Origin of the sequence: Streptacidiphilus fuscans (genome assembly GCF_015690355.1) — a bacterium.
In the GTDB taxonomy this organism is placed as follows: domain Bacteria; phylum Actinomycetota; class Actinomycetes; order Streptomycetales; family Streptomycetaceae; genus Streptacidiphilus; species Streptacidiphilus fuscans.
In genome coordinates, this window is the sequence record NZ_JADPRT010000002.1 from 389,871 (window position 1) to 414,096 (window position 24,226).

Here is a 24,226-nt window from a genome sequence, read left to right on the forward strand (position 1 = left end):
CACCCTAATCAGAGAGACGCCGACTCCTCGCATTGCGGTTTTGTCGACAGCCCAGGAAAACGCTCCGCCAGGGAACGCACACGTTCGGTCACCGACCCGGAGTTCGGCTCCTTACCCGCGGCGCGGATCAAAGCCGCGATCTCCTGCATCTCCGGCTCTCCCATCCCCTGCGTCGTCACGCAGAGTGTCCCGAGCCGGACCCCTGAGGCGGACGCGGGCGGCACGTCCTCGTACGGGACGGCGCAGTGCCCGAGCAGCAGCCCCGCCCGCTCGCACCGCTGCTCGACCTCCCGTCCGGTCAACCCGAGCGCGCGGGCGTCGACGGTGACGAGGTGGGTGTCGGTCCCGCCCGTCAGCGGGCGCAGGCCGTGCCCGTCCAGTGCTCCGGCCAGCGCGCGGGCGTTCGCCACGCAACGGCGTGTGTACCCGGCGAACGCGGGCGTGGCCGCGCGTCCCAGCGTGTAGGCCTTGGCGGCGATCTGGTCGACCATCGGCCCGCCCTGGATGAACGGGAACACGGCCCGGTCCACCCGCTCGGTCAACTCCCTGGTGCAGAGCAGGAACCCGCCACGCGGCCCGCCCAGCACCTTGTGCGTGACCCCGCACACCACGTCCGCGTACGGCACCGGGGACGGGATCGTCCCGCCCGCCGAGAGCCCGAGCGTCTGCGAGGCGTCGGCGAGCAGGTGCGCTCCGACCTCGTCGGCGATGGACCTGAACGCCTCCCAGTCGATCGCCCGCGGGTACGAGATCGCCCCGGCGACCAGCACTTTCGGCCGAGCCTTGCGGGCCAGGTCGCGCACCTGGTCGAGGTCGATCAGCCCGTCGCTCTTTCGCACCCCGTACGCGGTGACGGAGAACCAGCGTCCGGAGAAGTTGGCGTGCGAGCCGTGGGTGAGGTGCCCGCCGTGTGCGAGCGACATCGCCAGCACCGAGTCCCCCGGCCGCAGCAGGGCCGCTGCCGCGGCGAGCACGGCACTGGTCCCGGAGTAGGGCTGCACGTTGGCGTGCTGGGCCCCGAAGAGCGCCTTCGCGCGCTCGACGGCCAGCTCCTCGACCGCGTCGGCGGGCCCGCAGCCGGTGTGGTGGCGGCGGCCCGGGTAGCCCTCGGCGTACTTGTCCGCGAAGTCGCTCCCGAGGAGCGCGCGCACGCGAGGTGAGGAGAGGTTCTCTCCGGCGAGCAGCTGGATCTGCGTCCGACGCCGCTCCCGCTCGGCGTCGAGCAGCGCGTCCAGGGCGGCATCCGGCTCGTCGGTGAAGGCAGCAGCCCGCGCCGGTTCGTCACTCGTCACCAGGGTCGCCATGGCCGCGGTCACCTCCGGTGCAAACGGTACGCCGGGGGTATGGGATATGCCTGTGCAGACAGGGCCGGTTGCACTGTTCGGGGCGCGGGGAAGTGCAACTTCCCCTCGGCCCGAACGGTTCGGCGTTAGACCCGCACCCGGGCCACGCCCGTCAGCGCCGTGACGATCGGGTCCAGCGCGTCGAAGATCTCCGAGCCGCAGTTCCGGAACATCCCCAACGGCGCACCGTACGGGTCGTCCACCTCGTCCGCCTCCGGCGAAGCCGCCAGCAGCCACCCCCGCAGCGCCGCCGCGGCCCGCACCAGGACGCGGGCGCGCTCGGCCAGCGCGCCCGGTTCGACGGAGTCGTCAGGGAGGGTCGCCGGGTCGATCGCGCGGACGAGGCGGGTGAACTCCTTCAGCGTGAAGGTGCGCAGGCCCGCGTCGTGGCCCATGGAGATGACCTGCGCCCGGTGGTCGCGGGTGGCGGTCAGCACCAGGTCGGCGTCGATGACGTGCTCGTCGAGCAGCTCGCGACCGATGAAGCCCGACGGGTCCGCGCCGAACTCGCCCAGGATCTCCGCCGCGTTGGACTCCATCGGCGCGCCCTCGTGGCCCCAGGTGCCGGCGCTCTCGACGGATATCTCCGCGCCCGCGCGCCCGCCCAGACGGAGCGTCAGCTCATGCAGGGTCAGCCGCTCGGCGATGGGCGAGCGGCAGACTCCGCCCGTGCAGACGTAGAGGATCCGGAATCTTCCGACGCGCTGCTCCGCGCCGTGGGCGTAGGGACGCGGAGTGGGGCGTATCGGCCGGACGACTCGACCGGTCAACTCCCGGCCTCCAGGTCGGGTACGACCTCCCGGAGCTGCTCCAGCGACACCGCGCCCGCGCGCCGCAGCACGGGGACCTTGCCGGTCACGTCGACGATGGACGACGGGACGGCGTGGTCCGCACGGCCGCCGTCGAGGTAGACGGAGACGCTCTGGCCGAGCTGCTCCTGGGCGGCGTCGCACGTCGCCGGGGACGGGCCGCCGGTCAGGTTGGCGCTGGAGACGGCCAGCGGACCGGTGGTGTTGAGCAGTTCGATGGCGACCGGGTGCAGCGGCATCCGGACCGCGACCGTGCCGCGGGTCTCGCCGAGGTCCCAGCGCAGCGACGGCTGGTGACGGGCGACCAGGGTGAGCCCGCCCGGCCAGAACGCGTCGACGAGCTCCCAGGCCGACTCGGAGAAGTCGGTGACCAGCCCGTGCAGAGTGGTCGGCGAGCCGACCAGGACGGGGCTGGGCATGTTCCGGCCGCGGCCCTTGGCCGCGAGCAGCTCGCCCACCGCCTCCGCGGAGAACGCGTCGGCGGCCAGGCCGTAGACGGTGTCGGTGGGGATGACCACCAGTTCGCCCCGGCGGATCGCGGAGGCGGACTCGCGCAGACCGGCAGCGCGCTCGGTCGCGTCGGAGCAGTCGTAACGACGACTCATCGGTGGGATCCCTTCCTAGAGGACGGCGCGGCGCGCGGTGGCGAAGCGGGGGCGGTTGTTCAGGTCGCGGTGGTCGGCGGCGTCGGTCCAGCCCGCCTCCTCGCGGAAGATCCACGGCACCAGACCGCCCTGCGTGTCCGCGTGCTCGACGACGACCACTCCCCCGGGGCGCAGCAGCCGCGCGGCGACGCGTTCGATGCCGCGGATGGTGTCGAGACCGTCCTCGCCGGAGAAGAGTGCCATCTCCGGGTCGTGGTCGCGAGCCTCGGGAGCGACGTACTCCCACTCGGTCAGCGGGATGTACGGCGGGTTGCTGATGACCAGGTCGAACTGGCCGCTCAGCTCGGGGCGGTCCAGGAACGCCTTGGTCGCGTCGCCCTGGATCAGCTCGATCCGGGCCGCGTCCGGGCTGGCGTCGACGTTGCGCCGGGCCCAGGCGTAGGCGTCGTCGGACATCTCCACCGCGTGCACGCGGCTGCGCGGCACCTCCTGGGCGAGCGCCAGCGCGATCGCGCCGGAGCCGGTGCAGAGGTCGACCACGAGCGGCTCGGCGACGTCCATGTCGCGCAGGGCGTCTATGGCCCAGCCGACGACCGACTCGGTCTCCGGACGCGGCACGAAGACCCCGGGGCCGACCTGGAGCTCCAGGTAGCGGAAGAACGCCCGTCCGGTGATGTGCTGCAGCGGCTCGCGGGCCTCGCGTCGGGAGACGGCCTCCCAGTAACGGGCGTCGAAGTCGGCGTCCTTGACGGAGTGCAGCTCGCCGCGCTTGACGTCGTGGATGAAGGCCGCGAGCTCCTCCGCGTCGAAACGCGGCGAGGGCACGCCGGCGGCAGCCAGCCGCTGGGTGGCCTGGGCCACCTCGGCGAGGAGGAGGTTCACGTGCGTGCCTCTCTTACGGGCCTTCAAGGTTCTGGCGCTCCGCCGTGCGGCGGAGCTACGACGCTCGGGAGCGCCGCTGCGGCCGACGGCTCAGGTCGCCTCGGCGAGCCGCGCGGCGGCGTCCTGGTCGACGGCGGACTGGATCACCGGGTCGAGCTCGCCGCCGAGCACCTGGTCCAAGTTGTACGCCTTGTAACCGGTGCGGTGGTCGGAGATGCGGTTCTCCGGGAAGTTGTAGGTGCGGATCCGCTCCGAGCGGTCCACCGAGCGGACCTGGCTGCGCCGGGCGTCGCTGGCCTCACGGTCGGCCTCCTCCTGCGCCGCCGCCAGCAGGCGGGAGCGGAGGATGCGCATGGCCTGCTCCTTGTTCTGGAGCTGGCTCTTCTCGTTCTGGCAGGACGCGACGATGCCGGTCGGCAGGTGCGTGATCCGGACCGCGGAGTCGGTGGTGTTGACGGACTGACCACCGGGACCGGACGAGCGGTAGACGTCGATGCGCAGGTCGTTCGCGTTGACCTCGACCTCGACCTCCTCGGCCTCCGGCGTGACCAGCACGCCCGCGGCGGAGGTGTGGATCCGGCCCTGCGACTCGGTCGCCGGCACGCGCTGCACGCGGTGCACGCCGCCCTCGTACTTCAGCCGCGCCCAGACGCCCTGGCCGGGCTCGGGGTTGCCGCCCCGGTACTTCACCGCGACCTGGACGTCCTTGTAGCCGCCGAGGTCGGACTCGTTGGCGTCGATGATCTCGGTCTTCCAGCCCTGCTTCTCGGCGTAGCGCAGGTACATGCGCAGCAGGTCGCCGGCGAAGAGCGCGGACTCCTCGCCGCCCTCGCCCGCCTTGACCTCCAGCAGCACGTCCTTGTCGTCGCTCGGGTCACGCGGCACCAGGAGCATCCGCAGGCGCTCGGTGAGCTCCTCGCGCTGCGCGTCCATGGCCTTGATCTCGGCGTAGAACTCCGGGTCGGCGTCGGCGAGCTCGCGGGCGGTCTCGATGTCCTCGCCCACCTGCCGCCACTCGCGGTAGACCTTGGTGATCGGCGTCAGCTCGGCGTAGCGCTTGGTCAGCTGACGCGCGGCAGCCGGGTCGGCGTGCACGGCCGGATCGGCGAGACGCTCCTCAAGCGTCGCGTGCTCGTTCAGGAGCTCCTCGACTGCCTCGAACATGGGAGCTGGGCCTTCTTCCGCGATGGGGGTGGAAACCGATGAACCTGCTGGTCAACGCGAACGGCGCCGACCAGGGCGAACCCGGGAAGACCACGGGTACGCCCGGCCGGCGCCGAAAGGCCGCTACTGCTGCTTGGCGGCGTGCTTCTTGCCGAAGCGGGCCTCGAAGCGGGCCACACGGCCACCGGTGTCCATGATCTTCTGCTTGCCGGTGTAGAACGGGTGGCAGGCGGAGCAGACCTCGGCGCGGATGACGCCGGACTGCTCGGTGCTGCGGGTGGTGAACTCGTTGCCGCAGGTGCAGGTGACCTGGGTGACCACGTAGGTCGGGTGGATCTCGGGCTTCAAGGGATGCTCCTATGTTCTGGGAGGGCACCGGGTCGTGCGGCGGGCTGCCGCGCGTGAACCGGGACCGACGTACCAGTCTGCCAGGGACTGGCGCCATGCTCCAAAACGGGGTAGGGAGCACAGATATTCCACCTGCGTTCCACCTGCACAAAAGCCCGCGACCCCGGGCCCTTTCGGACCCGGGGTCGCCGGGAGTGAGCGCGGAGCGCGGGGTCAGTCGTCCTGGCCCGGCGTCGTCTTCGCGATCTGCATGAGGAACTCGGCGTTGCTCTTGGTCTGCTTCATCTTGTCCAGCAGCAGCTCGATCGCCTGCTGCGAGTCGAGCGCGTGCAGCACCCGGCGCAGCTTCCAGACGATCCGCAGCTCGTCCGGGGACATGAGGATCTCTTCCTTACGCGTACCGGACGGGTCCACGTCCACCGCGGGGAAGATGCGCTTGTCCGCGAGCTTCCGGTCGAGCTTGAGCTCCATGTTGCCGGTGCCCTTGAACTCCTCGAAGATCACCTCGTCCATGCGCGAGCCGGTCTCGACCAGCGCGGTGGCCAGGATGGTCAGCGAGCCGCCGTTCTCGATGTTGCGCGCCGCACCGAAGAACTTCTTCGGCGGGTAGAGCGCGGTCGAGTCGACACCACCGGACAGGATGCGGCCGGAGGCGGGCGCCGCCAGGTTGTAGGCGCGGCCCAGGCGGGTGATGGAGTCCAGCAGCACGACCACGTCGTGGCCCAGCTCCACCAGACGCTTGGCGCGCTCGATGGCGAGCTCGGCGACGGTGGTGTGGTCCTCGGCGGGACGGTCGAAGGTCGAGGAGATGACCTCGCCCTTGACCGAGCGCTGCATGTCGGTGACCTCTTCCGGACGCTCGTCGACGAGGACGACCATCAGGTGGGTCTCGGGGTTGTTGTGGGTGATCGCGTTGGCGATCGCCTGCATGATCATCGTCTTGCCGGTCTTCGGCGGCGCGACGATCAGACCACGCTGGCCCTTACCGATCGGGGCGACCAGGTCGATGATGCGCGTCGTCAGCACACCCGGGTCGGTCTCCAGACGGAGCCGGTCCTGCGGGTACAGCGGCGTCAACTTGGTGAACTCGGGCCGGTTGCGGCCGGGTTCCGGGTCCATGCCGTTGACCGAGTCGAGGCGGACCAGCGCGTTGAACTTCTCGCGGCGCTCGCCGTCCTTCGGCTGGCGGACGGCGCCGGTGATGGCGTCACCCTTGCGCAGACCGTTCTTGCGCACCTGGGCCAGCGAGACGTAGACGTCGTTCGGACCGGCGAGGTAGCCCGAGGTCCGGACGAACGCGTAGTTGTCCAGGATGTCCAGGATGCCGGCGACCGGGATCAGGACGTCGTCCTCGCTGACCTGCGGCTCGGCCGGACCCTCGAAACCGCGGTCACGGCCACGGCGGTTGCGGTCGCGGTAACGGCCGCGGCGACGGCCGCCGAACTCGTCGTCCTCGAAGTCGGTGTCCTTCTGGCCGCCCTGGCGGCCCTGCTGACGGCCACCCTCCTGGCCGCCCTGCTGCTGACGACCCTGACGGCCGCCGTCCTGGCCACCCTGGCCCTGCTGCGGCTGGCCGCCGTCCGTGCCCTGCTCACGGCGGTCACGACGGCTGCGGCGCTCGCGACGGCCCTCACGACCCTCGCGGCCCTCACCGCGGTCGCCGCGCTCGGCACGGTCACCGCGCTCGCGGGTCTCGGTCGCGCCGGAAGCCTGAGCGGCCGAGGCGGACTCGGCGGTGGCCTGCGCCTGAGCCGGTGCGGCCTGGGCGGACGCCTGAGCGGCCTCGGTGGCGACACCGGTCGCCGCGGCGGCCGGGGCGGCAGCGCCCTCGGGCGAACCCGCCGGGGCGGTGGCGCGACGGCTGCGACGGGCCGGACGCTCGGCGGCGGTGGTGGCGGCGCCGACCGTGGCGGGCGCGGCCTCGGCCTTCTCGGCCTTGCTCTGCACCGGGATCTCGATCTGCTGCTCGGCGGGCGCGGCAGCGGCGGCACGGGACCGCGTCGTGCGGCGGGCCGGAGCGGCGGGCGCGGCCTCGGCGGAGTCATCGGCAGCCGGCGTGGCAGCGGCGGCGGAGCGCGAGGAGGCACGCTTCGCGGCGGGAGCCGCGGCGGAGGCGGCGAGCAGCGGGTCGCCGCCGCTCTTCTCCTTGATGGCATCGATCAGCTGGCTCTTGCGCATCCGGCCGGTGCCGCTGATGCCGAGGCCGGAGGCGAGCTGCTGCAGCTCGGCGAGCACCATGCTGTTCAGCCCGGTGCCCGTGGTCCGACGGCGCTTCGGCGCGGGGGCCGTGCCGGCGTCCGACGCGTCAGCGTCCGGGCGCGCGCCCATCAGATCGGTGGTGTCGCTCACGAAGGGTCCTTCCCTGGAGCGGACGTCGGCCTTTCTGGCTCGGCGACCGGTCGTGCTGTCCGCCCTGTGGTCTTTTGGCAGGGCGTGGCTGCGATAAAACGATGGAACCCACTGCGCACGTGCGATGTGTCAGTGTCAATGGCGCTGCGCACGAACGCGTCCGGGCCCCCTGCGCGTGTTCGGCTCCGGCTCCAGGCCCCTGCTCGGAGGCGGTCCTTTAGCCGACACGGCGTCGGGATGCGGTCACAATGGCGCAGGCAGGCTGCGTACGCGATGTGGCGGGCTCCCGGAGAATTGCTGTCCCAACGGTGGGGACGCCGCGCACCCGGCCCCGCAGGGCTCCTGGTGCAGACATGAGATTAACACTACTGGACCCAACAAACATTCCCCCACTCTGCGAGTGTCAATCGTGTCCCCACTTTCCCGAGGTATTCCCGGTGCCACGGTTCGCAGATCCGTCCTGGCCTTGTCGATCCTGTGGAGATCTGCCTGTGGAGATCCCTGGGTAGATCTCCCGGTGCGCGTCGACGATTCATTGCGACAACGGCAGTACCGCGGCTCCCTCGGTGTCCAGTGCGAGCCGGTGCGCGGCCCAGCCCTCGCCCGCGAAACCGAGCACCTTCTCGGCCGTGCTCGCGTCGGTCAGGGCCAGCACCGTCGGACCGGCGCCGGAGATGACGGCGGCGATTCCCTCCGCGCGAAGGCCCGCGACCAGCGCGGCGCTCTGCGGCATCGCCGGGGTGCGGTAGTCCTGGTGCAGCCGGTCCTCGGTGGCGGGAAGCAGCAGCTCAGGGCGCCGGGTGATGGCCTCCACCAGCAGCGCGGCGCGCCCGACGTTGGCGGCGGCGTCGGCGTGCGGCACCGTGCCCGGCAGCAGACCGCGCGCGACCTCGGTCAACACCGGGTCCCCGGGAATGAAGACCACGGGAACGACGTCGCGGTTCGGCTCGACGGTGACGGCGTGCGCGCCCGAGCCGGGCGTGGGCGTCCCCTCGCCGTCGAACGCGTCGGTCCAGGCGATGGTGAAGCCGCCGAGCAGACAGGCGGCGACGTTGTCGGGGTGGCCCTCGATCTCCGAGGCCAGCGCGAGCGTCGCGGCGTCGTCGAGGGCCTCGACGCCGCCGACGGTCACCGCACGCGCGGCCATGATGCCCGCGCAGATCGCGGCGGAGGAGGAGCCGAGCCCGCGCCCGTGCGGAATCCGGTTGGCGCAGACGACTTCGAGACCGCGGGGCTGTCCGCCGAGCCGGTCGAAGGTGGCGCGCATCGCGCGGACGACGAGGTGACGCTCGTCGCGGGCCAGGGTGTCCGCGCCCTCACCTGCGATGTCGACATGCAGACCCGCGTCGGCGACGCGTACGACGAGGTCGTCGTAGAGGCCGAGGGCGAGGCCGAAGGAGTCGAATCCGGGCCCGAGATTGGCACTGGTCGCGGGAACCCGCACCCGTACTGCGGCGGCGCGGAAGGCGGGGCCTGCCATTGCGTGGACTCTCCTGCGGGAGTGGGTACGGCGAAACCCGATGCAAGCGTGCAAATCGGTGCATGCGCTTGGGGTATGACGCCAGGGTAGCGAAAAGGGGCTGTTCAGCGGTACACCTCGACACGAGGTGTGTCTGCCGGCGCAGACGGGACGTTGCAAACGTCCAGGGGCGCGGGGCTCTGCGCGAGAACCACCCTGTGCGGATGGCCCTGCTCGTGCGGCGACTCACCACTCTGGGTGGCTTGTCGCGCAGTTCCCCGCGCCCCTTGCGGTGGTGCAACTACCTGGGGAAGCAAAGGCTCAGCGTGTCGCGCCGGCGCGGCGGAGCCGCGAATCAGCAGAGCCCCGCGCCCCTGGACTGGCTACGCCAGTCCGAGACGCTCCGCCGCCGCCGTCGCGTCGATCGGGACCACCGTCGGCTGCGGGGCGCCCGCGACCGCCCAGTCGGGGTCCTTGAGGCCGTTGCCGGTGACCGTGCAGACGATCCGCTGGCCCGGGTCGATCAGGCCCTGCTCGTGCGCTTGCAGCAGGCCCGCCACCGACGCGGCGGACGCCGGCTCCACGAAGACGCCCTCGCGGGACGCCAGCAGCCGGTAGGCGGAGAGGATCTGTCGGTCCGTCACCTTGTCGATACGGCCGCCCGACTCGTCGCGCGCCGCGATCGCGTAGTCCCACGAGGCCGGGTTGCCGATCCGGATCGCGGTGGCGATCGTCTGCGGCTTGAGGACCGGCGCGCCGTCCACGATCGGGGCGGAGCCGGACGCCTGGTAGCCGAACATGCGCGGCGTCCTCGTCGCCATGCCGTCCGCCGCGTACTCGCGGTAGCCCTTCCAGTAGGCGGTGATGTTGCCCGCGTTGCCGACCGGCAGCACGTGGATGTCGGGGGCGTCGCCGAGCATGTCGACGATCTCGAACGCGGCCGTCTTCTGGCCCTCGATGCGGACCGGGTTGACCGAGTTGACCAGCGCCACCGGGTACTTGTCGGACAGGTCGCGCGCCAGCGTCAGGCAGTCGTCGAAGTTGCCGTCCACCTGGAGGATCTTCGCGCCGTGGACCAGCGCCTGGCCCATCTTGCCGAGCGCGATCTTGCCCTGCGGCACCAGCACCGCGCAGACCATCCCCGCGCGCACCGCGTACGCCGCCGCGGACGCGGAGGTGTTGCCGGTGGACGCGCAGATGACCGCCTGCGCGCCCGCCTCCTTGGCCTTGGAGATGGCCATCGTCATGCCGCGGTCCTTGAAGGACCCGGTCGGGTTGGCACCCTCGACCTTGAGGTAGACCTCGCAGCCCGTGCGCTCGGAGAGCAGCTGGGCAGGGACGAGCGGCGTGCCGCCCTCGAGCAGCGTCACCACGGGAGTCGCGGCGGTGACCGGGAGCCGGTCGCGGTACTCCTCGATGAGGCCGCGCCACTGATGGGTGTGCTGGAGGGTGGTGCTCATATCGGGTTACTCCCCTTCGACACGCATGATGCTGGCCACGCCACGGACGTGGTCATGAGTGCGCAGTTCTGCGACGGTGGCGGACAGCGCGGCGTCGGTGGCGCGGTGCGTCACGACGACGAGCGAGGCGTCGCCGTCCCGGCCCTGCTGGCGGACGGTGTCGATGGACACCCCGTGCTCGGCGAAGACCGTGGCGACCTGGGCGAGGACACCTGCCTTGTCGGCGACGTCCAGACTCACGTGGTAGCGGGTGACCACGTCGTCCATGGGGTTGACGGTGAGCTGAGCGTACGCGCTCTCGCCGGGGCCCGTCGCACCGCCCACCTTGTTGCGGCAGACCGCGACCAGGTCGCCGAGCACGGCGGAGGCAGTCGGCGCGCCGCCCGCGCCGGGGCCGTAGAACATCAGCTGGCCGGCCGCGTCCGCCTCGACGAAGACGGCGTTGTACGCGCCGCGCACGGAGGCCAGCGGGTGGCTGAGCGGGATCATCGCCGGGTGGACGCGGGCGGTGACCGACTCCTCGCCGTTCTCGTCCTTGGCGCGCTCGCAGATGGCGAGCAGTTTCACCACGCAGCCCATCGCCTTGGCGGAGGCGATGTCCGCGGCCGTCACCTCGGTGATGCCCTCGCGGAAGACGTCGGCGGCGGTCACCCGGGTGTGGAAGGCGATACCGGCCAGGATCGCGGCCTTGGCGGCGGCGTCGAAGCCCTCGACATCGGCGGTCGGGTCGGCCTCGGCGTAGCCGAGCGCGGTGGCCTCCTCCAGTGCCTCGGAGTAACCGGCGCCGGTGGTGTCCATCTTGTCCATGATGAAGTTGGTGGTGCCGTTGACGATGCCCAGCACCCGGTTGACCTTGTCCCCGGCCAGGGACTCGCGCAGCGGGCGGATCAGCGGGATCGCACCGGCGACGGCCGCCTCGTAGTAGAGGTCCGCGCCGGCCTTGGCCGCGGCCGCATGCAGGGCCGCGCCGTCGGCGGCGAGCAGCGCCTTGTTGGCGGAGACGACGGACGCGCCGTTCTCGAATGCCGAGACGATCAGTGAGCGGGCCGGCTCGATCCCGCCGATCACCTCGATCACGACGTCGATGTCGCCGCGCTTGACCAGGGCCTCGGCGTCGGTGGTGATCAGGTGCTCCGGCACGCCAGGACGCGGCCGACCGGCCCGGCGCACGGCCACGCCCGCGAGCTCCACCGGTACCCCGATGCGCGCCTCCAGGTCGGCGGCGTGCGTCGTCATGATGCGTGCCACCTCGGAGCCCACTACTCCACAACCGAGGAGCGCCACCTTGAGCGTACGCATCATCCGACTCCGTCCTGCTTTGTTGGCGGCTGCCGAAAAGGCAGCTCATGTTGGCCTGGTACTTGCCTTCTGTCCCAAGTCTCCGCGACTGGCCCGTCGAATCTGCGGCCGTTCCACGGATTGAGACGCAAATTCCGCTGCTCGATACCGAGCGGCAGGAAATCCTGTCGTGCTCAGCCTGCGCCCGAGCGCTCGGCCTGCGTCCGGGCGCTCAGCCCACGTCGAGGCGGAGCAGGTCCTCCTCCGTCTCGCGGCGGACGACGACCCGGGCCTGGCCGTCGCGGACCGCGACCACCGGGGGCCTGAGCGCGTGGTTGTAGTTGCTGGCCATGGACCGGCAGTACGCGCCCGTGGCGGGCACGGCCAGCAGGTCGCCGGGGGCCAGGTCGTCCGGCAGGAACGCGTCGCGGACCACGATGTCGCCGGACTCGCAGTGCTTGCCGACCACACGACTCAGCATCGGCTCCGCGTCCGAGGCGCGGGAGACCAGCGCCACGCTGTACTCGGCGTCGTAGAGCGCGGTGCGGATGTTGTCCGACATGCCGCCGTCGACGCTGACGTAGGTGCGCAGGCCCTCCAGCGGCTTGATCGTGCCGACCTCGTAGAGCGTGAAGGCGCTGGGACCGACGATGGCCCGGCCCGGCTCGACCGACAGGCGCGGGATGGCCAGCCCCTCGGCCGCGCACTCGCGGCGGACGATCTCGGTCAGCGCGGTGGCGATCTCCTGCGGCTCGCGAGGGTCGTCGTCGCTGGTGTAGGCGATGCCGAGGCCGCCACCGAGGTCGATCTCGGGCAGCTCGACGCCGTGCTCGCGCTTGACCTCGGCCAGCAGGCCGACCACGCGGCGGGCGGCGACCTCGAACCCGGCCATGTCGAAGATCTGCGAACCGATGTGCGAGTGGATGCCGACCAGCTCGACGCCGTCCAGCGTCAGCGCGCGACGCACCGCCTCGGCGGCCTGACCGCCTGTCAGCGAGAACCCGAACTTCTGGTCCTCGTGCGCGGTGGCGATGAACTCGTGGGTGTGCGCCTCGACGCCGACGGTGACGCGGAGCAGGATCTTCTGCCGCACACCCTGCTGGTCGGCGGCCCAGGCCAGCCGGACCAGCTCCTCGAAGGAGTCCACGACCACGTGCCCGATCCCGGCCTTGACCGCGTACTCCAGCTCGGCACGGGTCTTGTTGTTGCCGTGGAACGCGATCCGCTCCGGCGGCATGCCGGCGGAGAGCGCGACGGTGAGCTCGCCGCCGCTGCAGACGTCGACGTTGAGGCCCTCCTCGTGCAGCCAGCGGACCACCGCGCGGGAGAGGAAGGCCTTGCCCGCGTAGTAGACGTCCGCGTCCAAGTGCGAGAAGGCCTGCTGCCAGGCGCGGCAGCGGGACCGGAAGTCCTCCTCGTCGAGGATGTAGGCGGGGGTGCCGAACTGCTCGGCCAGCGCCCGCACGTCGAGCCCGGCGACGGTCACCGCGCCGGTGGCCTCGTCGCGGGTGACGGTCTTGGACCACACCTTCGGGTCCAGCAGGTTGAGGTCGGCGGGCGGCGCGGCGTAGTGGCCCTCGGGCAGCACGTCGCCGTGACGGGGTCCGGCCGGGTGGGCGGAACGGCTCATTGCTTCGGTTCTCCCTGCTGTGTTGCTGCGGTGCTGCGGTGCCTGTGGGCTCCACGACTGCTGTTGGTTACTCGTCGGTCACCGACTGCCGTGGGGTCCACTTGCAGCGAGGGGCCCGAAACCGTCGTCCGGGCTGACGGTTTCGGGCCCCTCGCGCGGATTACATGCGTTCGGGGGCGGTGACGCCCAACAACCCGAGACCGTTGGCGATGACCGTTCGCGTGGCCTCCGCCAACCAGAGCCTGGCGCGCGTCAGGTCGGTGACCTCCTCGTCACCACGCGGCAGGATCCGGCAGTTGTCGTAGAAGCGGTGGTAGTCGCGGGCCAGCTCCTCCAGGTAGCGGGCGACGCGGTGCGGCTCCCGCAGCTCGCCGGCCGTGGCCAGCACGCCGGGGAACTCGCCGAGGCGGCCGAGGAGTTGGTTCTCCCACTCGGTCGCGAGCAGTTCCGGCTTGAAGTCCTCCGCCGCACCCTTGTCGATGCCGAGGTCGGCCGCGTTGCGGGCGACCGAGGACATCCGAGCGTGGGCGTACTGGACGTAGAAGACCGGGTTCTCGTTCGACTGGCTGGTGAGCACGTCGATGTCGAGGGTGAGCGTCGAGTCGGTGGGGACGCGGGCCAGCGAGTAGCGGGCAGCGTCGACGCCGATCCAGTCGACGACGTCGTCGATCGTGATGATGTTGCCGGCGCGCTTGGACATGCGAACCTCCTCGCCGTCCTTCAGCATCTTCACGAACTGCCCGATCAGCACCTCGATGTTGCGCGACGGGTCGTCACCCGCACAGGCGGCGATGGCCTTGAGGCGGTTGACGTAGCCGTGGTGGTCGGCGCCGAGCATGTAGACGGTGACGTCGTTGCCGCGGTCGCGCTTGTTCAGGTAGTACGCGGCGTCGGAGGCGAAGTAGGTGGTGTCGCCGTCCGCCTTGATCAGGACGCGGTCCTTGTCGTCACCGAAGTCGGTGGTCCGCAGCCAGACCGCGCCGTCCTTGTCGAAGACGTGGCCCTGCTCGCGGAGCCGGTCGACGGCCTTCTCGACGGCGCCGGAGTCGTGCAGCGACTTCTCGGAGAACCAGACGTCGAAGTGCGCGCCGAACTCGGCCATGGAGCGCTGGATCTCGGCGACCATCAGCCGCAGGCCCTCGGTGCGGAACTTCAGCAGCTGCTCGTCCTCGGCGAGGTCGAGGATGCCGGGGTTCGCCTCGACGATCTCCGCGGCGATGCCGTTGATGTACTCGCCGACGTAGCCGTCCTCGGGGACGGGCCGACCGTTGGCGGCGGCCTGCAGCGACATGCCGAACTTGGAGATCTGCACGCCGGCGTCGTTGATGTAGTACTCGGACGTCACGTCCGCGCCGGCGGCACGCAGGATGCGCGCGAGCGAGTCGCCGACGGCGGCCCAGCGGACACCGCCGATGTGGATCGGGCCGGTGGGGTTGGCGGAGACGAACTCCAGGTTGATCTTCAGCCCGGCGAAGGCGTCGCCGTGGCCGTAGTGCGCGCCCTCGGTGACGATGGTGCGGGCGAGCTCGCCCTGGGTGGCGGCGTCGAGGGTGACGTTCATGAAGCCCGGACCCGCGATGTCGATCTTCGCAATCCCGGGCAGCTCTCGGAGCCTGGCGGCGACCAGCTCGGCCACCTGTCGCGGCGGCTTGCCGGCGGCCTTGGCCAACTGCAGCGCGACGTTGGTGGCGTAGTCGCCGTGGTCGCGGTTCTTGGGACGCTCGACGGTCACCGTCTCGGGGACGGCGACGGTCATCTCGCCCGCCTCGACGGCGGCGCGGACGGCATCCTGGACTGCCTGGGAAAGCTCTGCGGGTGTCACGGGGCAAGCCTAGGCGAGAGGCGGGTCTTCCCTGGCATCAGTTCTGCCGAGTGAGACACCGCGTCCACCCGGTGGGCGGGGTCCACCCGGCACCGGCCACCGTCGATCGCCACGGCGTGTGTGCTGCCGTTCGCTCACAGCGAACGATGGGACCGCCCACCGCCGCCGCCCACACGCGCTCCCCCGGCCGTGCCACGACGACCACGCCGCTCCCGCCCGCAGGCCAGCCGCCGCACCAGGGCGACCAGCTCCATGGGCTCGAAGGGCTTGGCGAGATAGCCGTCGACTCCGACCGACTCGCCGCGCTCAAGATCGAGCTGCGTACAGGCACTGACGATCGCTATCCGCAGATGACTCGTCCGCGGATCGGCCCGCAGCCGCTGCGCCGTCCGCAGGCCGTCCAGACGGGGCATCACCACGTCCAGCGTGATCACATCCGGTTGCACCGCATGCACCACGTCCAGACACTCGGCCCCGTCCACGGCGGTCACCACCTGGAAGCCCTCGAGCTCCAGGTTCACCCTGATCAGCTGGCGGATCACCGCGCTGTCATCGACAACCAGCACCCGCCCCGACTCGCCTGACACATCACTGAGGGTATGCGGAGGAACCACCCTCCGTCTCCGTTTTGGGGACTTCCGCCGGAACTGGTTACGTCCCCTTCCGAAAAACCCTGTGCACGAGCAGACGGTGGGGACTGGTAGTGTTCTCCACGTCGCAAGACAGTGCGCCCCCGTAGCTCAGGGGATAGAGCACCGCCCTCCGGAGGCGGGTGCGTAGGTTCGAATCCTACCGGGGGCACTTCTTTTTCCATCCGCACATCGCTGCGGTAGGCAGGTTGACCGTTGTTCGGGCGTCGAGATCCTCACCTCGACGCCTTTTTGCATGCCGCACGGTCCTGGGATGCGCCGCGTTCCGTTCACGTGGTGGCCCGTGCACGGGACCAGCGCCGGACCAGCGGCTTCTCGATCCAGGCGTACATCGCCCAGGAGACAAGGACTGCCACCAGGCACTCGGCCACGACGAGGACAACCGCCAGCAGGCCGGAGTCGATCCGCGCGCCGAGCAGGTTCCGCGCCTCCGAGAGCACGATGAAGTGCAGCAGGTAGAACGCGAAGGAAACCTCGCCCAGCCAGACCATCGCACGGCTGCGGAAGAGGGTCCGCCTGCCCGAGGCGTCGGCCAGAGCTCCGGCCGCGATCAGTAGGGCGCACGGGACGAGGCAGACCGCCCGCTGGGCGAACAGGTAGGGAACGCCCGGGAGTTCGGCGATCACGTAGCTGACCGCCAGGAGCAGGCAGGACGGGACGAGGCCGATGTTGCGCCACCGGCCCAGCATGACGGCGCGGGCGACCAGGATGCCGAGCAGGAAGTCGAGCAACCGGGCGGGCGGGAACACGTAGGCGAACCACAGGTGGAGGCCGGAGACGCTGGGCACGTTCGACATGTAGACGCTGCCTGCGGGAACGAAGCCGGCCAGCCAGGGTGTGACGGCCACTCCGGCGATCACGCCCACGATCCAGAACTTCAGTCGCCGCGCCGCGATCCGCCTGACGCCGGCGAGCAGCAGCGGGAAGCACAGGTAGAAGAAGACCTCGGTCGACAGCGACCAGCCGGGCGCGTTCACGCTGAAGTTGGTGGCGTAGTCCGGCACCCAGGACTGGAGCATGAAGAGCGTGGCGGCCGAACGCCAGAAGGCGGTGCCGCCGGCTATCAGCAGCATCGCGAGCGCCCAGGCGACGAGGTAGTTCGGCACGATCTTGACGTACCGGCGGCGCCAGAACGAGGTGCGCCGGTCCCCCTCCCTGGCGGACCAGGTGAGGACGAAGCCGCTGAGGACGAAGAAGAAGGTGACGCCCACACCGCCGGCCTGTTCCACCAGGCGGGCGTAGCGGGTGGAGTTGGCGTCGCCGGGCAGCAGCCAGCGGCCGGGGAGGGAGACGTGGAACAGGAAGACCAGAAGTGCGGCCGGGAACCGCATTCCGGTGAGCGACGGCAGACGGACCGCCGGACCGCCGACCCGCAGTGCTGCGGAGGCCGGCGCGGAGGCCATGTCGCCTGCCGCGGCGGAGCCGGGGCCTGGGGTCGTGGACGGCGTGGTCTGTTGGGTGGCCATGGGGTGATGTCCTCTCCTCTTGGGCTCGCCTCCGGGCCCGTTGAACCGCGCGTTGAACAGGAGCGGGTGGCCGCAGGGCGTCCTGCGGCCACCCGCGAATGCCTTTGCCGAAAGGTCAGTTCAGGAAGGTCCGGATGGCGTGCACCAGCTCGTCCGGCGCCTCGGCCGGCACGAGGTGGCCGCTCTCGATCTCCAGGTACGTGCTGTCGGCGATCGCCTCGTGCAGCTCCCGCGAGTGCTCGACAGGGACCAGCTGGTCGTGGCGGCAGCCGACGACCAGCGTGGGGACGGCGATGTCCGGCAGCTGCTTGCGGACGTCGGCCTCCAGGCCGAGGTCGATCTGACGCAGCGTGCCCTCGCCCGCCTCGGCACCGCCGACCGCCTCGTCGAACGTCGCCGGGTCGAAGTTCGCCAGGAATGCGGGGGTGAAGAGCAGCAGGCTGATGTACTGCGAGTACAGCTCCCGGTCGACGTCGGCCAGTCGGCGCCAGACCGTGAATCCGAGGCGCTTGCGCAGGTCGTCGTTGCGGGCCCAGCCGGCCACCAGGACCAGTCGGCGCACCCGCTCCGGCCGCCGCGCGGCGGCCATGACGGCGACGAGCGCCCCCAGCGAGAACCCGACCACGTCGACGGGCTCGTCGGTGACCTCGTCGGCGGCGCCGAGCACCTGGTCCGCGAGTTGTTCCAGGGTGAGGGGTCCACCGTCGTCGGTCGTGGCGCCGCTGCCCGCGTAGTCGGGGAGGATGACAGTGTGACGGTCGGTGAACTCGTCGAGCAGATGGCCGTAGTTGGTCTCACCAGTGGCTCCGGTGCCGTGCACCAGGAGCAGACCAGGGCCCTGGCCCTCGGAGCGGTAGTGCACGGTCGCACCGTTGACGGTCAGCTGAGGCATCGTGTCGCCTTTCTCGAATTTCATGGGTTCCGGGTTTCTGGAACTGTCGGATCTCTTGGGTCTCTTGGACGGAGTGCCCGGGGCACTCAGCCGGACGAGGGCACCGGGGGCACCGGGGGCACCGGGCGCCACGCCAGGACGGCCACCAGCACGATCGCCACCAGGGCCGTCGAAGTGACGGGCAGCCACACCGTGGACCGGTCGAGCAGGGCCGCCCCCAGGGCCGAGCCACCCGCGATGCCGATCTGGAAGCCGGTGACGTAGATCGAGGAGGCCCGGTCGGCGTCCTTGCCGGCCAGGCGCATCACGCCCGTCTGGAAGACGGGTCCGGCGGCGGCGAACGCGCCGCCCCACAGGGCGACTGCGGCCGCGATCGCCGCGAGCTCCACCGCCGCACCGCCGTGCAGGGTCGAGGCGAGCGCCAGCAGCCCGACGCCCGCCGCGAAGACGGCGATGGTCACGGTCGCCGTCCGCTGCGGCGCGGTGTCGTTGTGCCGGCCCACCATCCAGGTGCCAACGGCCCCGGCGCAGCCGAAGACCACCAGCAGTCCGACCACCGCGCCGGATGTGCCGGTGACCCGGGTGACCAGGACGGCGAAGTAGGTGTAGCTGAGGAAGTGCGCGGTGACCAGCACGACCGCGACCACGCACAGGAGCACCACACGCGGCCAGTTCGCCCCCTGCCCGTCGACGGCGCGGTCGTCCGGCACAGTGGCCGCTGCCTGCCGGGAGCGGCCGGGAGTCCGTAGGGCCCACACCAGCCCGAGGCTCACGACCACGGTCGCCGCCGCCAGCACCAGGGCCGTGGCGCGCCACCCGATCAGCTCGCCGACGAGCGTCGACCCTGGGCTGCCGACGATCGCGGCCAGGGTGGCGCCGCCGAACACCGCCGCGGTGGCGGTGCCCATGCGCTGCCGCGGCACCAGCGTGGCCGCGGCGGGGGCGACCAGCGACCAGAGCACCCCGTGGGTCAGCGCTGCGGCGACTCGACTCGCCACCATCGTCGGGTAGTTCGTCGAGACGGCGGTGAGCACCTCGGCGACGACGAGGACGAGGAGCGAGGCCACCAGGGCGACGCGGCGCGACACCCACGAGGCCAGCGCGACGGTGGGCACGGTGGCAACGGCCGCGACCACCGCGTAACCGCTGATGAGCAACCCCACCCGGCCGACGGAGACGTCGAGGCTTCCGGCGATGGACTGGATGAGTCCTACCGGGAAGACCTCGAAGGTGACGTAGACGAACGTGGCGCTCGCGAGTACGGCGAGCCGCGCGGCCGCCCCCGGCTCGATGTGGTCGTGCGCCTCAACTCCGCGACGCGCCCGACCTGTGACGGAGGTTCGGTGGCTCATGTCGGGCCGAGGGTGCCGAGCGCCGGGTCGATGCGGACCAGGACCTTGGGGCGGCTGCGGCTGCCGTCCGCGAGACGGGCGAAGGCGGCGTCGACCTCGTCGAGCGGGAAGACCTGGTCGACCAGGGCGTCGAGGTTCACCGCCCCGGACTCGACCAGGCCCACAAGCCGCTCCCAGTAACCGATCCCGGACAGCACCCCGTGCAGGGTCGCGTCGCGGATGACCAGAGCTGCCGCGTCGAAGCCGTCGACGGGGTGGTGCGGCGTGCCCAACTGGGCGATGCGTCCGCCCGACGCGACCATGCGGACGGCGGCGCGAACGGCCGCCTCGTTGCCGGAGGCCTCGATCACGGCGTCGAACCCCTCCGCGTCGGCCTCGGCCGGAGCGGCCTGCGCGCGCAGCCCCAACTCGGCGGCGAGCGCTCGGGCCGAGGGCTGCGGGTCGACGACGACGGTGTCCGCCCCGGTCGCGCGGGTGATCTGCGCCGCGGCGAGCCCGAGCGTGCCTGCCCCCAGCACGGCTACCCGGTCGGACGGGACCACGCCGAGTCGGTCCACGGCGTGCGCTGCGGCGGCGGTCGGTTCGAGCAGGGCGCCGGCCGCGTCGGACAGGGTGTCGGGAATCCGGGTGAGGACGTCGGCCGGTACGGTGATCAGCTGTGCTCCGGCGCCCGGTTGCGGTCCCAGCACACCGATCTCGCTCCGGTCCGGGCAGGAGCGGATGCGTCCGGCACGGCAGTGGGCGCACCGGCCGCAGGCCCGGAAGTTGTGGCTCGACACCCGTCGGCCGAGCAGGCCCGGATCGGTGCCGGGACCGGTCCCGACGACCGTGCCGATCCACTCGTGGCCGAGGACGAACGGATAGCTCTTCAGCTTGTCGCGCAGGTAGTTGCTGCTGCCGTCGAAGAAGCCGAGGTCGGTGTTGCACAGGCCGAGCAGGCCCACCCGGACGAGGACCTCGCCGGGCCCGGGTTCGGGCTGTGCGGTCTCGACGACCGAAAGGGTGCGGGGAGCGGTGAGTTGAATCGCTTTCACGGTGCGTCCTTGAAGGGGCGAGGTCCCGCCGAGCGGCGGCACAGCGCGATGTCCTCGCGCAGGCGGTCAGGGGTCTGCCGGTAGTCGTTCTCGACCAGCACGGAGCGGGCGCCCGACGCCCGCAGCAGGGCGGGGAGTTCCGCTGTCGAGGGCGCGGTGACGGAGCCACCGTCCTTGACGTGCACGTCCGGCAGCAGCAGCCCGGCAGCCGCGACCGTTTCGGCGAAGGCGAGCGGCTGGTGTCCAGCGTCGAGCAGATTGCCGGTGTCCAGGACCAGCCGCAGAGCCGGACGGTCCACGGCGCGGGCCAGCGCGAGCGACTCGCGCGCGCCGAGTGGGGACTCGTAGGCGACAAGCAGGTCCGTACTGGTGAGTTGCGCACACACGCCGCGCAGCGCCGCCACCGTTCCGGCCCGGATGCCGGCGTTGTTCGGCAGGCTCCGCCGGAAGCCCGGCACATGGAGCACGGCGACGCCGAGCCGCACGGCGCACTCCAGGGCACGCAGCAGGAGGTCCACCGCCGCCGGGTTGGCGGTTCCCCCCTCGTCCGCCAGGCCGATGTCGTTGATGTGGTTGACGGCGAGCACCGGCACCGGGATCTGCTCGGCGACGGCCTCGGCCGCGCGCAGCGCGGCGGGGGCGCTCAGCGGTGGGCCGCGGTGCGCGCCGCCGTAGTCCAGGTGCAGGTGATCGGCGCCCGCCGCGAGCGCGGTGCGCGCCGCCGCGCGGCGGTCGGTGTCGATCCGCCACTGCGGGGCGGCAACCGCCGGCACGGCGTGGGTCGGCAAGGCGAGGGTCGGAACGGGCGTGCTCATGGCCGACCTCCGACCTGGATCGCCGCCTTGAGCACCCGGCGTCCGGCGAACCTGCGGGTGCCCGAGGCGAGGACGCTGTTGACGAGGTCCGCGGCCTCCTCCAGGCCGACCTGATGGGACAGCAGCCCCGAGCCGAGGTCCGGCTGGGTGCGCAGCAGGTCGACGGCGTGCCGAAGATCCTCGCCCGCGACCCCGCGGTGCCCGCACAGCAGGAGCCTGCCGTGCGGTCGCGCGAACTCCCGGACGGGCGGCGGCCAGGGTGCGCCGCCGCAGTTGGCCGCTCGGATCGCGGCGACGTCGATGTCCCCGGCGGTCAGCTGGATCGGTCCGGGCTCCAACCCGCCATGGACGTCGACGAGAAGTGTGCCCGGTACATGGCGCTCCAGCTCCTGCAACGCTTCCTGCGTGCCGGTGCGCGGCGTGGCGATCACGGCGACGACGGGCGAGGGCAGCCGGGACAGCAACTGTGGGAGCACGGCCGCCGAGGGGTCGGTGGCGTCGTCGCCGTGCCCGACGAGATGGCAGGGCAGGTCAGGGAGTTCGGTGCGCCAGAGCTCGCCTGCGAGACGCCCCACGATCCCGTCGCCCCAGATGACCAGGGCCGCAGGCCGAACCGCGTGACGCGCGATCCGCATCCCGTATCGGGCCGAGGCGAGCGGCTCCGCGAGCGCGGCCACCCGCGGCTGTGCGGCGTCGGCGGCCACCGGGACGATCAGGCCGGCGCGCACGGCCGCAACGGGAATGCGGGTGCGCTCCGCCCACAGGCCGGGGAGGTTGTGGCCGAGCAGGAACGAAGGGTCCTCCGGGTGGGTGGGGTTCACGGTGACCGGCGTGCCCTCGGGCAGGCCCGACGCACCGGATTCGACCACGTACGCGACCCCTTCGTGGCCGAGGACGTGGGTGGGGTCGTCCCGCAGACCACGCAGGATCTGCCAGTCGGTGCCGCAGATGCCGACGTTGACCGGTGCGAGCAGGACGTCGCCCGCTTCGAGCCGTGGCGTGGGCACCTCGGCCACCTCGACCGTGGTGCGGCCGAGGTCGTCAGCGGGACGGCGCACGAGGGCGCGGTGGGTCGTGGCGCTCATCGGGTGATCCCCGGCAGCCAGTCCCCGACGCGCTGCGCGCCGCGCAACGGGTCGACCTGCCCGGGCGCGCAGAACAGGAGCCTTCCGTCGAGCCACTCGTCGTCGCGTCCCCGGTCCGCGTAGGACGTGGCGGCGGCCAGCCTGCGCCGGATCTCGGCCGCGTAGTGTCCGGCGAGCCCCTCCGTCACTCCCCCGCCGATGCCGACCAGGTCGAGGTGCGGATCAAGGCACCACAGGGTGCGCAGCAGGTGGGCGACCGGAGCGGCACAGAGCTCCAACAGCCGCTGGGCGCCCTGGTTCTTGGCCGCGAGTGCGGCGGGGAGCCAGTCGGCGACCTCCGCGGGCCGGGAGAGGCCGAGGCGGTCGGCCACCCGGACCAGGCCCGGTCCGGAGGCGATCGAGGCGACGTGGTCCCTCGCGCCGCACTCGCAGGGCAGGCCCGCGAGGACGTCCGCGCCGGGATCGGTGAGCGGGACCGGAAGGTGTCCGACCTCGCCCTGCAGCCCCTGGCCGTCGACCGGGATCCTGCGCCGCTCCAGGTCCGCGGTACGCAGCGCGACACCGCTGCTGACGGTGAGATAGGCGACCCGCCGCACCTCCGGTCCGGCGTGCACGGCGGCGAAGTCGAGCAGTGCTGCGGTGACGTCGTTGACGAGCTGCCAGGTGACGTCGGGTCGACGCCGCCGCAACTCGGCGGCCACGTCGTACGGCACGGCCTCGTCGCCCCACAGCGGGGCGGACCCGTAGACCGTACCGGTCAGATGGTCGATGGCCGCGCCGAAGGAGAGAGCGGCTCGGGCATCCGCCGGTGCCCGGTCGCAGAGCAGGTCGACCAACTGCGCCCGCAGCTCGGGGACGGAGCGGTCCGGGTGCCGCAGCCGACTCGGCGAGGGCACCCGCTCCACCGGCCCGTCCTTCTCGTCCGGCCCACCGGCGCGCATCCGCACCCAGGTACCGCCGACGTCCACCGCGAAGGTCGCCTGGCCGGTCGTGCGGTCCCCGAGCAGGTCCCGGGCCGGGGCGGCGGAGCCCGTCACGCCCGGACCGCCTGTCCGGCGGCGACCGGCTCCGGCACGTCCAGGGTCACACCGGCCGCACCGCCCGCGCCCGCACTACCGATCGCGCCGGACACCCCGGCCTGCGGCGCAACGACCCGGAATCCGCGGAAGTCGGCCCAGCGCACCGCCACCTCGTCGTACGTGTCGAGACCGCCGATGACGACGGTGCGTCCGCAGGCGGCGAGCCCCGCGCGCACCCCCGCGTCGGAGTCCTCGACGACGACGGCGTCCTGGGGCGGGCAGCCGAGCCGGGCGGCGGCCCGCAGATAGCCCTCGGGATCGGGCTTGCCGCGCGTCACCTCGTCCGCGCTGACCAGGACTTCGGGCATCGGGAGGCCGGCCGCGGCCATCCGCACCTCGGCGAGCCGACGGCTCGCCGAGGTGACCACTGCCCAGGTGTGCGCGGGCAGAGCGGTCAACAGGGCTCGAGCACCAGGGACTTCGGTGATGCCCGTGGTCTCGGACTCCTCGTGGGCGACAAGACGCCGCGTCTCCGCCGCCGCCAGGGCGGGGTCGGTCAGGAAGTGGGCGACGGTCTCCCTGGTGGGGCGGCCGTGGGCGAAGGCCAGCACCTCCGCGAGATCGAGACGGTGGGCTTCGCAGAATCCGGCCCAGGTCGACTCGACCAGCGCGGTCGAGTCGACGAGCGTTCCGTCCATGTCGAACAGGAGGACTGTCGCGTGCAGTTGAGGCAAGGTTGCTCCTGGGGAAGAGGCGCGGGACAC

21 protein-coding genes and 1 tRNA gene are annotated in these 24,226 nt (G+C 71.7%); 1 reads left to right on the top strand and 21 read right to left on the bottom strand.

Going from position 1 to position 24,226, the window contains the following annotated elements; all coding sequences use genetic code 11:
- Nucleotides 1-8: 8 nt before the first annotated feature.
- The 13 genes from I2501_RS05440 to I2501_RS05500 form a co-directional block, all read right to left on the bottom strand.
- On the bottom strand, nt 9-1,304 hold the full coding sequence (locus I2501_RS05440) for a serine hydroxymethyltransferase (protein WP_196192660.1): 1,296 nt from the start codon (nt 1,302-1,304) through the stop codon (nt 9-11).
- A 125-nt stretch (nt 1,305-1,429) separates the two neighbouring features.
- Complete coding sequence (locus I2501_RS05445; RefSeq protein WP_196192990.1) at nt 1,430-2,089, bottom strand: arsenate reductase/protein-tyrosine-phosphatase family protein; 660 nt, start codon at nt 2,087-2,089, stop codon at nt 1,430-1,432.
- Nucleotides 2,090-2,109: 20 nt separating this feature from the next.
- Entirely contained in the window at nt 2,110-2,757 is a 648-nt protein-coding gene (locus tag I2501_RS05450; RefSeq protein WP_196192661.1) for an L-threonylcarbamoyladenylate synthase, read from the bottom strand.
- A 15-nt stretch (nt 2,758-2,772) separates the two neighbouring features.
- Complete coding sequence (gene prmC, locus I2501_RS05455; protein ID WP_196192662.1) at nt 2,773-3,639, bottom strand: peptide chain release factor N(5)-glutamine methyltransferase; 867 nt, start codon at nt 3,637-3,639, stop codon at nt 2,773-2,775.
- Nucleotides 3,640-3,729: 90 nt separating this feature from the next.
- A complete protein-coding gene (gene prfA, locus I2501_RS05460; protein ID WP_196192663.1) occupies nt 3,730-4,803 on the bottom strand; it encodes a peptide chain release factor 1 in 1,074 nt (357 codons plus the stop codon).
- A 123-nt stretch (nt 4,804-4,926) separates the two neighbouring features.
- Nucleotides 4,927-5,151, bottom strand: a complete 225-nt coding sequence (gene rpmE / locus I2501_RS05465) for a 50S ribosomal protein L31 (protein ID WP_196192664.1) — start codon at nt 5,149-5,151, stop codon at nt 4,927-4,929.
- A 213-nt stretch (nt 5,152-5,364) separates the two neighbouring features.
- Complete coding sequence (gene rho / locus I2501_RS05470; RefSeq protein WP_196192665.1) at nt 5,365-7,500, bottom strand: transcription termination factor Rho; 2,136 nt, start codon at nt 7,498-7,500, stop codon at nt 5,365-5,367.
- A 532-nt stretch (nt 7,501-8,032) separates the two neighbouring features.
- A complete protein-coding gene (gene thrB / locus I2501_RS05475) occupies nt 8,033-8,980 on the bottom strand; it encodes a homoserine kinase (RefSeq protein WP_196192666.1) in 948 nt (315 codons plus the stop codon).
- A gap of 362 nt (nt 8,981-9,342) precedes the next feature.
- Nucleotides 9,343-10,419 (bottom strand): threonine synthase, encoded by a 1,077-nt coding sequence (gene thrC, locus I2501_RS05480; RefSeq protein WP_196192667.1) that lies wholly within the window; start codon nt 10,417-10,419, stop codon nt 9,343-9,345.
- Between the two features lie 6 nt (nt 10,420-10,425).
- Nucleotides 10,426-11,721 (bottom strand): homoserine dehydrogenase, encoded by a 1,296-nt coding sequence (locus I2501_RS05485; protein ID WP_196192668.1) that lies wholly within the window; start codon nt 11,719-11,721, stop codon nt 10,426-10,428.
- A gap of 208 nt (nt 11,722-11,929) precedes the next feature.
- Nucleotides 11,930-13,327 (bottom strand): diaminopimelate decarboxylase, encoded by a 1,398-nt coding sequence (gene lysA, locus I2501_RS05490; RefSeq protein WP_196192669.1) that lies wholly within the window; start codon nt 13,325-13,327, stop codon nt 11,930-11,932.
- A gap of 160 nt (nt 13,328-13,487) precedes the next feature.
- Entirely contained in the window at nt 13,488-15,149 is a 1,662-nt protein-coding gene (gene argS, locus I2501_RS05495; protein WP_196192670.1) for an arginine--tRNA ligase, read from the bottom strand.
- A 134-nt stretch (nt 15,150-15,283) separates the two neighbouring features.
- Nucleotides 15,284-15,736, bottom strand: coding sequence for a response regulator (locus tag I2501_RS05500; protein ID WP_196192671.1), 453 nt, complete (start codon nt 15,734-15,736; stop codon nt 15,284-15,286).
- Nucleotides 15,737-15,878: 142 nt separating this feature from the next.
- Between I2501_RS05500 and I2501_RS05505 the strand changes: the two genes are divergently transcribed.
- Nucleotides 15,879-15,950: transfer RNA gene (locus I2501_RS05505), tRNA-Arg, on the top strand.
- Nucleotides 15,951-16,068: 118 nt separating this feature from the next.
- On the opposite strand, the gene I2501_RS05510 is transcribed toward I2501_RS05505, so the two are convergent.
- The 8 genes from I2501_RS05510 to I2501_RS05545 all read right to left on the bottom strand — a co-directional run bounded on the left by I2501_RS05510 (nt 16,069) and on the right by I2501_RS05545 (nt 24,196).
- Entirely contained in the window at nt 16,069-17,265 is a 1,197-nt protein-coding gene (locus tag I2501_RS05510) for an acyltransferase family protein (RefSeq protein WP_236045880.1), read from the bottom strand.
- 115 nt (nt 17,266-17,380) lie between these two features.
- Nucleotides 17,381-18,157, bottom strand: coding sequence for an alpha/beta fold hydrolase (locus I2501_RS05515; RefSeq protein WP_196192672.1), 777 nt, complete (start codon nt 18,155-18,157; stop codon nt 17,381-17,383).
- Between the two features lie 86 nt (nt 18,158-18,243).
- Nucleotides 18,244-19,509 carry an MFS transporter gene (locus tag I2501_RS05520; protein WP_196192673.1) on the bottom strand — a complete coding sequence of 422 codons (1,266 nt, stop codon included), beginning with the start codon at nt 19,507-19,509 and terminating at the stop codon, nt 18,244-18,246.
- Complete coding sequence (locus I2501_RS40510; RefSeq protein WP_196192674.1) at nt 19,506-20,543, bottom strand: zinc-dependent alcohol dehydrogenase; 1,038 nt, start codon at nt 20,541-20,543, stop codon at nt 19,506-19,508. The genes I2501_RS05520 and I2501_RS40510 overlap by 4 nt, the downstream gene beginning before the upstream one ends.
- Nucleotides 20,540-21,358: a sugar phosphate isomerase/epimerase family protein gene (locus tag I2501_RS05530; protein WP_196192675.1), complete on the bottom strand. Its 819-nt coding sequence runs from the start codon at nt 21,356-21,358 to the stop codon at nt 20,540-20,542. The genes I2501_RS40510 and I2501_RS05530 overlap by 4 nt, the downstream gene beginning before the upstream one ends.
- On the bottom strand, nt 21,355-22,443 hold the full coding sequence (locus tag I2501_RS05535; protein WP_196192676.1) for an alcohol dehydrogenase catalytic domain-containing protein: 1,089 nt from the start codon (nt 22,441-22,443) through the stop codon (nt 21,355-21,357). The genes I2501_RS05530 and I2501_RS05535 overlap by 4 nt, the downstream gene beginning before the upstream one ends.
- Nucleotides 22,440-23,480, bottom strand: a complete 1,041-nt coding sequence (locus tag I2501_RS05540) for an ROK family protein (RefSeq protein WP_328806221.1) — start codon at nt 23,478-23,480, stop codon at nt 22,440-22,442. The genes I2501_RS05535 and I2501_RS05540 overlap by 4 nt, the downstream gene beginning before the upstream one ends.
- Nucleotides 23,477-24,196: an HAD-IA family hydrolase gene (locus I2501_RS05545; protein ID WP_196192677.1), complete on the bottom strand. Its 720-nt coding sequence runs from the start codon at nt 24,194-24,196 to the stop codon at nt 23,477-23,479. Before I2501_RS05545 ends, I2501_RS05540 begins: the two co-directional genes overlap by 4 nt.
- Nucleotides 24,197-24,226 lie beyond the last annotated feature (30 nt).

Coding starts and splice junctions, on each gene's coding strand:
- thrC (WP_196192667.1), bottom strand. CDS start 10,419: ATGAGCACCACCCTCCAGCACACCCATCAGTGGCGCGGCCTCATCGAG.
- I2501_RS05530 (WP_196192675.1), bottom strand. CDS start 21,358: ATGAGCACGCCCGTTCCGACCCTCGCCTTGCCGACCCACGCCGTGCCG.
- I2501_RS05520 (WP_196192673.1), bottom strand. CDS start 19,509: ATGAGCCACCGAACCTCCGTCACAGGTCGGGCGCGTCGCGGAGTTGAG.
- I2501_RS05440 (WP_196192660.1), bottom strand. CDS start 1,304: ATGGCGACCCTGGTGACGAGTGACGAACCGGCGCGGGCTGCTGCCTTC.
- I2501_RS05485 (WP_196192668.1), bottom strand. CDS start 11,721: ATGATGCGTACGCTCAAGGTGGCGCTCCTCGGTTGTGGAGTAGTGGGC.
- prfA (WP_196192663.1), bottom strand. CDS start 4,803: ATGTTCGAGGCAGTCGAGGAGCTCCTGAACGAGCACGCGACGCTTGAG.
- I2501_RS05450 (WP_196192661.1), bottom strand. CDS start 2,757: ATGAGTCGTCGTTACGACTGCTCCGACGCGACCGAGCGCGCTGCCGGT.
- thrB (WP_196192666.1), bottom strand. CDS start 8,980: ATGGCAGGCCCCGCCTTCCGCGCCGCCGCAGTACGGGTGCGGGTTCCC.
- I2501_RS05535 (WP_196192676.1), bottom strand. CDS start 22,443: ATGAGCGCCACGACCCACCGCGCCCTCGTGCGCCGTCCCGCTGACGAC.
- I2501_RS05510 (WP_236045880.1), bottom strand. CDS start 17,265: ATGGCCACCCAACAGACCACGCCGTCCACGACCCCAGGCCCCGGCTCC.
- lysA (WP_196192669.1), bottom strand. CDS start 13,327: ATGAGCCGTTCCGCCCACCCGGCCGGACCCCGTCACGGCGACGTGCTG.
- I2501_RS05515 (WP_196192672.1), bottom strand. CDS start 18,157: ATGCCTCAGCTGACCGTCAACGGTGCGACCGTGCACTACCGCTCCGAG.